This is a genomic window from uncultured Campylobacter sp. (genome assembly GCF_938030815.1).
GTDB lineage: Bacteria > Campylobacterota > Campylobacteria > Campylobacterales > Campylobacteraceae > Campylobacter_B.
This window is the reverse complement of record NZ_CALHII010000187.1, coordinates 19723-29526: the sequence shown is the minus strand read 5'-3', so window position 1 is coordinate 29526 and position 9804 is coordinate 19723. Positions and strand designations below refer to the sequence as shown.

6 protein-coding genes and 1 pseudogene are annotated in these 9804 nt (G+C 49.1%); 3 read left to right on the top strand and 4 right to left on the bottom strand.

Annotated features, from left to right (window positions below; genetic code table 11):
• From Q0277_RS07150 to thiC, 4 genes and pseudogenes are all read right to left on the bottom strand, one after another.
• Positions 1-540: pseudogene (locus Q0277_RS07150) on the bottom strand (hypothetical protein); the annotation flags it as partial.
• Positions 541-734: 194 nt separating this feature from the next.
• Positions 735-1760, bottom strand: a complete 1026-nt coding sequence (locus Q0277_RS07145; protein ID WP_297961073.1) for a hypothetical protein — start codon at positions 1758-1760, stop codon at positions 735-737.
• Positions 1761-2643: 883 nt separating this feature from the next.
• Positions 2644-3738 carry an Mrp/NBP35 family ATP-binding protein gene (locus Q0277_RS07140; RefSeq protein ID WP_297996843.1) on the bottom strand — a complete coding sequence of 365 codons (1095 nt, stop codon included), beginning with the start codon at positions 3736-3738 and terminating at the stop codon, positions 2644-2646.
• Entirely contained in the window at positions 3735-5042 is a 1308-nt protein-coding gene (gene thiC / locus Q0277_RS07135) for a phosphomethylpyrimidine synthase ThiC (protein WP_297996844.1), read from the bottom strand. Before thiC ends, Q0277_RS07140 begins: the two co-directional genes overlap by 4 nt.
• Positions 5043-5259: 217 nt before the next feature.
• Between thiC and ispF the strand changes: the two genes are divergently transcribed.
• Genes ispF through Q0277_RS07120 form a run of 3 tightly spaced genes read left to right on the top strand, consistent with a single transcriptional unit; the run spans position 5260 to position 9291 of the window.
• A complete protein-coding gene (gene ispF / locus Q0277_RS07130; protein ID WP_297996841.1) occupies positions 5260-6582 on the top strand; it encodes a 2-C-methyl-D-erythritol 2,4-cyclodiphosphate synthase in 1323 nt (440 codons plus the stop codon).
• Positions 6579-7442: a response regulator gene (locus Q0277_RS07125; protein WP_297996839.1), complete on the top strand. Its 864-nt coding sequence runs from the start codon at positions 6579-6581 to the stop codon at positions 7440-7442. Before ispF ends, Q0277_RS07125 begins: the two co-directional genes overlap by 4 nt.
• Positions 7420-9291 carry a hypothetical protein gene (locus tag Q0277_RS07120; protein WP_297996838.1) on the top strand — a complete coding sequence of 624 codons (1872 nt, stop codon included), beginning with the start codon at positions 7420-7422 and terminating at the stop codon, positions 9289-9291. Before Q0277_RS07125 ends, Q0277_RS07120 begins: the two co-directional genes overlap by 23 nt.
• Positions 9292-9804 lie beyond the last annotated feature (513 nt).

The window sequence follows — 9804 nt, the reverse complement described above, 5'->3', positions numbered from 1 at the left end:
CGTTATAACGCCGCTTAAATTTGGCAAAATTCCTATTTTAGCAGCTATCCACCTACCAATAGCGGGAAATTCTCTAAGCCAATCCGCTAGCTTTACCCCATCTATTATTATAATTCGTTTCCATCCTGTATTTTGCTGCCTTTTGATCCAAGCCCTCTGTTTTGGCTCATTCCAACCATTTGCTTCGGCCGAACGCGGAGTAGCGAAGACGAAAGTAGAGTCTGCCCGTTCTTCATCGCTCAATTCATCGGTTCTTTTTTGAAAGTCGCTACTTGCCTTTTCTTGAGGATCTTTTCCGGTGCCTATTTCCCAATAGGATTTCCCCGCAGGAACAAATTCTAAAAATCCGGTCTCGCAATATACAAGACCGTCCATACCGGATTGATTTATAGCATCGCCGTAAGGTATGCGGCACTCGCTTATATTAGCTGCCGATTGTCTGATAAGTCGACAAATAAGCTCGGGAATTACTCCTTCGCTCTCACGCGTATCTGCATATCGTGCCAAATCGTTAGGAGTTACAATGCTTGTATGTTTCATATTATGAATAATTCCTTTCTATATTTATGTCCCTATTATATTTCACTTGATATACCTTTTACGTTATCTTAATCTCATAATGTAAACCTACAGAGTACTTTAATCCTCTTTATCGGAACATAGATTTCACAGAAATTATCAAAATTTATGAACAGTAAAATTTATTGAAGAAATTATTATAAATACTGTCCATCTTACCTAAACACATCATCCATCGGCGTGCTCTCGCATTTCTTGCGGTCCGCTTCTACAGAGAGCAGGCGAGCTTTGCTTTCGTCTAAAATTTTTGGAGTAATAACAAGCCCCGGCAGATCTAAGGAATTTACGGCGTGCTTGCCGGCAAACGCCCCCAGGCCTCTGCCAAATATCCCGTTTACGCGCCCGTTCATATCATAAATCTCGCTGCCGTCGCAGTGAAAGACATTGCCCGAGATGCACTCGCATTTAAGCCCATCCGCAGCCTCTGTGTATCTATAATCCTCGACGTAAAGCGCACCGCTTACGCCACGGACACTACTTATGGGGTTGTAAATTAACACGGCTAGAATTTCATTCTTTTGCGGATTTGAGATCTCCCACTCCACGGCGCGATATGAGCTAAGCAGCAGCACGATAGGCTTTGCAGATTTGGCTAAATTTAGCTTGACGCGATTATTCATCTGCGCGCTTTCGTAGATCGCGCCCAGCCACAGATCGTAGTCCTTATCCGCAGGGATCTTGGCTACGGCGTCTTTTTGACGATAAAAGGGCTCTACGTCTTTAAAATCCACGAAAAGCTCACTGGAATGCGCGTCATTTAAAAACCACGCTTCGATCTTGTGCTTGCCCTTGCTAAATTTATACGTAAGCGGGCGCTTTTGATTGCTAGATGTTCCACCTAGCACGTCCGTGCCGTCCACAGCGATTACCAGCGTGGACCAGCCGTAATCTCCTAGCACCATCTTTTCGACATCTGCGTCGAAATTAAACTCGCCGACCCAATACGCCATAAGATTTGGAGATGGAATTTCATGGAAAGAATTTCCCTCGTAATTGACGCTGATGCGATCGACATTTTCAGAGAAAACCACCTTCTTAGGTTCATCTTTATTCAGATAAAACGCCAAAAACTTATCCTGCGGGATCTGCGCGTCAGCGGTAATCTCTTTCGCCCATTTTTGCATATTACTCTCTTGCGCGAACGCCGCAAATGCAAGCACCAAAATAATCAAAAACCTCATTACCGACCTTTCTTATTTCGTATAAAAGTAAAATCCCTAAACCTAAAATCCCTAGGCTTAGGGATTTTGCCGCTTTAGCTCCCTGCCTATACGAATTAAATTTCAGCTGCGCGAGAAATTTCCTTGCCGCGACCGCTACGGATAAAATTCCACTCCAAATAAGCTTTACAGAGGCTTTCGCAGATAAGCTCCACCGCCATAAAGCCCGGCGAAATAAAATTTAAACCAGTGCAATGCTACGGCTACCGCTAAAAAGCTAGGCGCGATAAAATTTCAAGCCTAAAATTCATATTTTAAAGCCCCATCTTAAAATTTTAAAACAGAGCTTTAGCGATAAAATTTCACATTTTAAAATTCTGCGGCAAAGCTTTATGCTTAAAATTTTACATTTAAAACTCCAAGGCAGAATTCTACGGCAAATTTTACCTCGCTGAATTGTGCGTTTAGAATTTAATTTTCGCCGTAAAATTCTGCGCTTAGAATTTTATCTGAACCCTCACACAACGAAGCTTGGGTAAAATTCTAGCTCGGAATTTCAAACTACGAAATTTCGTCTGCCCAAATTTTGCGAGCGCTATAAATTTGCTCAAAACCAAAGCGGAATTTCAAGCTCTAAAATTTAGTATAAAAACTCGCGCTACGAAACTCCGCACGAAATTCTATATACAAAAATTTTACTGACGCCGTAAAATCACTTCAAAATTTCGAGGCGAAATTTTAACGCAGAATTTTGAGCTATAAAATTCGGCGCAAAATCCCAAGCCGCGAAACCCGCGTGAAATTTTGCCCGCGAAATTTACGGGCAAAATTCTATAGCGTAATTTTCGCGCGGAATTCTATTGCGAAATTCCACGCGAAATTTGACGCCGCACCCGCCAAAGTCCTAATTCGAGCAGGCGCTCTTACCGTCCATCACCGGCTGGATCGCGGAGTTGTCCGCCAGCTCCTCGCGATCGATCTTCTCGATCTTTTCCCACAGCTTGCGCGCGGCATCTTCGTAGCGCTTCGCGCTTAAAGAATTTGGCGCATAAAAGCTTACCGGCTTGCCGCTGTCGCCGCCCTCGCGGATAGCGATCTCGATCGGAATCTCGCCGATTACTTCGGTGTTGTATCGCTGTGCCAGCTTTTGCGCGCCGCCGCGACCGAAGATATCGTACTCCTTGCCGTTATCTGGGCAGATGAAGCCGCTCATATTCTCGATAAGGCCTGCGATCGGGATGTGGAGCTTTTCGAACATATCAAGCCCGCGCGCGCTATCGTCCAGCGCGACCGTCTGCGGCGTCGTGACGCACACGCCCGCCGTCACCGGCACGCTCTGAGCGAGCGTAAGCTGCGCATCGCCCGTACCCGGAGGCATATCCAAAAACAGCACGTCCAGATCGCTCCACGCCACGTCTTTTAGCAGCTGCTCGATCGCCTTCATTATCATCGAGCCGCGCCAGATGAGGCTCGCGCCCTCCTCCATCAGCACGCCCATGCTCATCATCTCCACGCCGTGGCTTAAGATCGGCTTTAGCTTCTGCCCAACGACGCTTGCTTGCGTCTTATCCTCGCCTAGCATTCGCGGCAAATTCGGTCCGTAAATATCGGCATCCAAAATCCCCACTCTCTTGCCGAGCTTTGCCGTGCTGATGGCTAAATTTAGCGTCGTCGTGCTCTTGCCTACGCCGCCCTTGCCGCTGCTGATCATCACGAAATGCTTGATCTGCGGCGCGATATTTTTGCCGCTGCGAGAGTTGCTCTTTTCCTCGGCGATCTTGGGCTGTTTGATTAGAATTTCGGCGTCCGCCCCTAGCGCCTTTTGCGCCGCTGATCTGAGCTCCGCGGCGATCTCAGGCTTGGCGCTTGGGATTTCGATCCCTACGAAAATTCTATCGCCGATCTCGACCTCTTTTACAAATCCAAAATCCACGATGCTTTTAGAAAAGCCCGGATAGATCACGCTTTTAAGCAAATTTAAGACTTCGTCTTTACTCATTCCTTCTCCTTATTTTCGGTTAAATTTCTACTGATTTTATATGCGCAAAATTTCGGCCCGCACATCGAGCAAAACTCCGCGCCTTTGTAAATTTCATCGCCCAGGCTCTCGTCGTGCAGCTCGCGCGCATGATCTGGATCGAAACTAAGCTCAAACTGCCTGTTCCAATCAAAATTATACCTCGCATCGCTCATCGCGTGATCGCGCTCTATCGCGCCTGCTTTGCCTAGCGCGACGTCCGCGGCGTGAGCGGCGATTTTATGCGCGATGATACCCTCTCTGACGTCTTTTGCATTGGGAAGCCCCAGATGCTCCTTCGGCGTTACGTAGCAGAGCATGCTAGCGCCGCAATACGCAGCCATCGTCCCGCCGATAGCCGAGCTGATATGATCGTAGCCCGCGCCGATGTCGGTGGGAAGCGGCCCCAGCACGTAAAACGGCGCGTCGCGGCAGATCTTGCGCTCTAGCTGCATATTAAGCTCGATCTCGTTAAACGGGATGTGTCCCGGACCCTCGATCATCACCTGCACGTTTTTTTCATTCGCGCGCAGGGCTAGCTCACCTAAAATTTCAAGCTCGCTAAGCTGCGCCCTATCAGTCGCGTCGTATAAGCAGCCCGGGCGCAAGCCGTCTCCCAGAGATAGCGATACGTCGTAAGCGGCGCAGATATCGCAAATTTCATCAAACGCTTCGTAAAATGGGTTTTGCTTATGAAATTTCATCATCCACGACGCTATCAGCGAGCCGCCTCTGCTTACGATACCCATCTTGCGACGGGACAGCAGCGGCATAAACTCGAGCTTAAAGCCCGCGTGGATCGTGAAATAATCCACTCCCTGCCGCGCCTGCTTCTCGATCGTGCTAAGAATAGCGCTCGTTTTTAAATTTTTAATATCGCCCAGCTCATGGATCATCTGATAGATCGGCACCGTGCCTACGGGTACGGGCGAGCGCTCGATTATCGCGGCGCGGATCTCGTCCAGATCGCCGCCCGTGCTTAGATCCATCACCGTATCGGCGCCGTATTTTAAGCAAGCCTCAAGCTTTTCCAGCTCGCCCTCAATATCGCTCGTCGTGCCCGAGGAGCCGATGTTGGCGTTGATCTTGCACCGAAGAGCGCGTCCGATGCCGATGGGTTTTAGGCTTTTGTGATTAACGTTTGCGGGGATGATCGCTCTTCCTTGCGCGATGAGATCGCACAAGGCCCGCACGTCCATGCGCTCGCTTTGCGCGACCTCTCTCATCTGCGGCGTCACTTCGCCCTTTTTTGCAAAATAGATCTGCGTTACGCAGCTTTCGGTCATTTTCGCCTCGCTTCTTAAAAATGCGCGTATAATATAACAAATTTCATTAATCCTTACTTTTCTTTTGTCGTTTATTTTCGTAACGTAAGCTGAAATTTCGCCGCCGCACCGTGTAAATTTGCACCCAAGCTTAAGATATTCTAGCTCGCAAGCCGCGATTAATTTTGCTTTCATTTTTAATACGTATAATTTCGTAACAAAATTTCAAGGATAAAATTTGAAAGATATATCGCTGATTTTGCTCGCCGCGGGTGATTCGAGCAGGTTTGAGCTGAGCGTCAAAAAGCAGTGGCTGCGCGTGGGTGAGCTGCCGCTTTGGCAATACGTCGCGCAGAGCATTGCGCGGGCGCACCCATTTAAAAAGATCGTAATCGCCGTAAACGAAGAGGACGTGAGCTATTGCGAGCGCCTCTATGCGTGCAGTTTGGCCTCGGCGCGCGGCGAAAACTCAGAGTGCGGCACGAGCGAGTATAAATTTCAAAGAAAGCAGGGCGGGATCGAACGCGGCACAGACGATCTAAACGACGCAAGCAAGCCGCGGGGCGCGGAAAATTTTAAAGCTCAAGTCGGATGCAACGCAGATGAATGCGGCTCTGCAAATTTAAAATTTCACTTCGTCCCCGGCGGCGCAAATCGCCAAAGCTCGCTAAAAAACGCGCTGCAGCTCGTAGATAGCGAGCTCGTGCTTGTAAGCGACGTAGCTCGCGCGCAAATTTCGCCAGGGCTAATCTCTTCGCTGATACGAAATTTAGGCGGCGCGGACTGTATCAGCCCATATCTTGGCGTAAATGACACGACCTACCTCGGCGAGTGCATTGTAGATCGAGAGGAGCTACGCCTCATCCAAACGCCGCAGCTTTCGCGCACGGCGCTACTTAAAAAGGCGCTTGAAGGAAGCGAAATTTTTACCGACGATAGCGCGGCAGTCGGTAGCGCGGGCGGACGATTGGAATTTATAAAAGGCGAAGCGAGCGCGCTTAAGATCACGCGCGCAAGCGATCTAGCGGCGCTAAATTTAAAACCCTGCTCGCGCGATATTTTTTGCGGCACGGGTTACGACGTGCATGCGCTTGAAAAAGGCGCGGGCATCGTGCTCGGCGGCGTGCAAATTCCATGCGAGTTCGCGCTGATCGCGCACAGCGACGGCGACGTAGTGATCCATGCCCTAATCGACGCTATTTGCGGCGCGGCGATGCTGGGCGACATCGGCGAGCTCTTCCCAGACAGCGACGCTAAGCTTAAAGGCGCGGATAGCAAGGAGCTGTTACGAAAGGTAATGCGGCGCGTCAGGGGCTACGGCTACGAGCTCGTAAATGCCGATATTACGATCATCGCGCAGCGCCCGAAGATCGGCGCTTACAAAGCACAGATGCAAGAGGTTTTAAGCGAAATTTTAAACTGCGCGCGCGTCAATGTCAAAGCGACCACGACCGAAGGGCTGGGATTTACGGGCAGAAGCGAGGGTATCGCCGCGCAGGCTGCGGTAAATTTGAAATTTTACAACTGGCAAAAGTACGCAGCAAAGGTGCGGGGCGCATGAAAATTTTAATAATCGAAAGCGAAAGCTATCTTGCTCAAAGTATCGCAAACAAGCTGGGCGCGCTGGGGCATGAATGCACTAACGTGGCGAGTTTGGCGGCCGCAGCGGGCCTTGCAGAGGAGTTTGAGGCAGTACTGCTCTCTACGAGCTGGAGCGGCGCGAGCTTTTATCCGCTGATCGAGAAATTTAGGCGCTCGATCATAATTTTGATGGTCGCTTACGTCGATAGCGAAACGGTGCTAAACCCCGTAAAAGCGGGCGCGACGGATTATATCCAAAAGCCATTTATGATAGAGGAGCTCATCAAAAAGATCGAGCATTACGCGCAGTTTCGCTCGCTAAAATCGCAAAACGAAGCCTACGAAGCACTGCTTAAAGAGGTCTCCCTTTCGTGCGAGATACCGCCCGCGCGTTTAGCGCAGATAAAATTTCCGCTTCTTTTGCGCGGCGATGCGGCAGCGCGAGCTGCGGCGGTATTTAAGATCACGCTTGCGCTAAAATCGCACCTTAAAATTCTATCCGCGCAAAGCCCTGAGCTGCTAGAACGCGGCGCGGAGATTTTTTACGTGCCAGATTTCGACAGCCTAAGCGGCACACAGAAGGAAAAATTTCTAAGCAAAACCAAATCCATGCGTATAATCGCCGGATCCATCGGCGCGCAAAAGGGCTTTAGCGACGAAATTGCGCTTGGCAGCAGCAAAGAACGCAGTGAAATTTTAAGCATCGAAGAATACGTAAAGCTCACGATCGTAGCGCACCAAGACGAGTATTTCGACTCCGATCTGGCGGCGGCACTTGGGATTTCTCGAAAATCGCTTTGGGAGAAAAGGAAAAAATATGGCATCGCAAGAAAAAAATAGCCGCGCGCGCTCGGTATGGATCGCAGACGGGACAGAAATTTCACGCGATACCGGCAATTTAAACGAAATAAAACCGCTTGAAAGCGAAGGGATTTCAAGCGGCACAAAAACCCTAAACGCTACAAAAGCTTCGAGCGATGCGGCGCTAAATTTAAAGGCAAAGCAAAATTTAAAAACGATGCGGAATTTAAAAATGTCAAAGACGAGCAATGCCAGAAAAGACGAGGCGCGAGCTAAGGGCGCGGCAAGAAATTTAAAAGCAGAGCAAGCCGGAAGCGAGAGCAAAAGCGCAAATAATAGCGCAACGCAAATCCGCAAGATAGTGATCTCGCGCTCCGACCTAAACGTCTTGAGCCTGCTCGCAAACGGCGCTTTCGGCAAGAGCTGCGAGCTACTGCGCCCAAGCAAGCTAAGCGTATGCGGCATAAATTTCGTTTTTTCCTGCGCGAACGCAAAAAAAGGCGATATTTTGGAGCTTTACCTCTGCAAGGAAGGCACAGTCGAACGCGCCAAAAATTCGCTTAGCAGCGAGAACGGCGCGTATTTGCTAGTTAAAGGATCACGCAACTTGCAGGAAGAGGTTTCTGCCGCGGCGCAAAACGAGCAGAGCTTTGCGAAAAGCGGCACGGATTTCGCGCGCACTGCAAGTACGCAAAGCGCTATAAACGCCACAAGCGAGGACTTAGACCATATAGAAAGTCTTGCTGCGAGCTATGATCAAACTTTTACTCGCAGCGCAGATACAAAATCTGCGAAAAACGCCGCTTTGGATTCGGAGAAAAGCTCCAGTGAAAATTCTGCGGTAAATTCCGCGCAGAGCTTTGCCGAAAATTCCGCACTCAATCGCGTTTGTAGCGCAGATGCAAAATCCGTAGCAAATTCGGCGGGAAATTTTATCTCAAATTCCACCGAAAATTTCATCAAAAATTCCGCTGCAAATCCCGCCTATTGTGAGCTTGTCGCGCGCATAGACGTTAGCGATGTTTATGCCCCAAGCGCAAGCGAGGTCGCAGACTCGGTGTTTCAAAATGCATACGCAGGGCAAACTGCGGTGCAAGGGCGCATCACGCTGCTAAAAAATGGTCTTGCAGAGCAAATCGCGCGCATAAAAAAAATCGCAAGCTCGCTTGCCGCGCCTAAAATTTCAGCGTTTTTTACCTGCGCCGATCCGATCCACCGCGTGCATGAGCGGTTGATTAGGCATATGATAGATAAGGCGGATTTCGTGGTGATTTTTTTAACCGGCACGAATAGCACGGATGCCCTGCCCTACGAGCTACGCAAAAAAACGCTAAGGTATTTACTGCAAAATTTTTTGGTCGCGCAACGCGCCATGATGATCGATCTGGGCTCGCTTGCGATTTTTGACGACAAACCCGCCCTGCAGTGCACGATCGCAAAAAATTTAGGTATAAACAAAATAATTTTTGGGCAAAATCACGCAAATATGGAGCTATTTTTCGAAGGCGGCGGCGTGCATTCGGTGCTGGACGAGTATCAAAAGCGCGGCGAGATCGAGATTTTGCTTATGCCGGAATACGTCTATTGCGAGAAGTGCAAGGTGCTCGTAAGCACCAAAAACTGCCCTCACGGCGCTCATCATCACGTGCATTATCGCACGCAAAATCTCAAGGCACTGCTGCGCGCGGGGATTTTGCCACCCGCGATTTTTATGCGTAAAGAGATCTCGGCGATGATTTTAAGCGAGCTTTTTCCTGCGCGGTTTTCAGATCTGCAAAAGCTCTACGACGAGCTTTTTCCAAACAGCGGGATCTTACAGAGCCACGGTGAAAGCGAGTTTTACGAGCAGCTTATGCAGCTGTATCAAACCAGCGCGCTAAAGACGTAGCTCTCGAGGGCGCAACGCAAAAATGACGTGGAATTTGCGGCATCTAGGCAAAGAGTAAAATTTCACGACGTTAGAATTTACGGCGGCTAGACGTAAAGTAAAATTTCATAGTGCAGAAAGAAAGGACTGCGCGGAATTTTATAGCATAAAGAGCAGCGGACGCAGATTTGGCGTAAAATTTTGCGGCGCGACGAAGCTAAATTTTTAGAGCATTAGCAGCGGTACGATAAAACGAGCTTTAAATTTTAAAGATTCGGCTTCGTAGCAAATTTATAACGACGCAATAAAATCACGCGGCGAAGCGAATTTAAAATTTTAAGGCGCGGCATATGCGTAAATTAGCAGTGTAGCGGATCTAAATTTTAAGCTTTCGGTAAGCGAGTTTAAATTTAGCCAGATGCTCGCAGTAAGTCGCAGTGCATAAATTTGGGCGAGACACAACGACTGCCACTCGCGCAAAATGCCGTGCGTTTGCGGACGGGTTTGAAAACTCCGCGTGGAGCGAGCAAAATT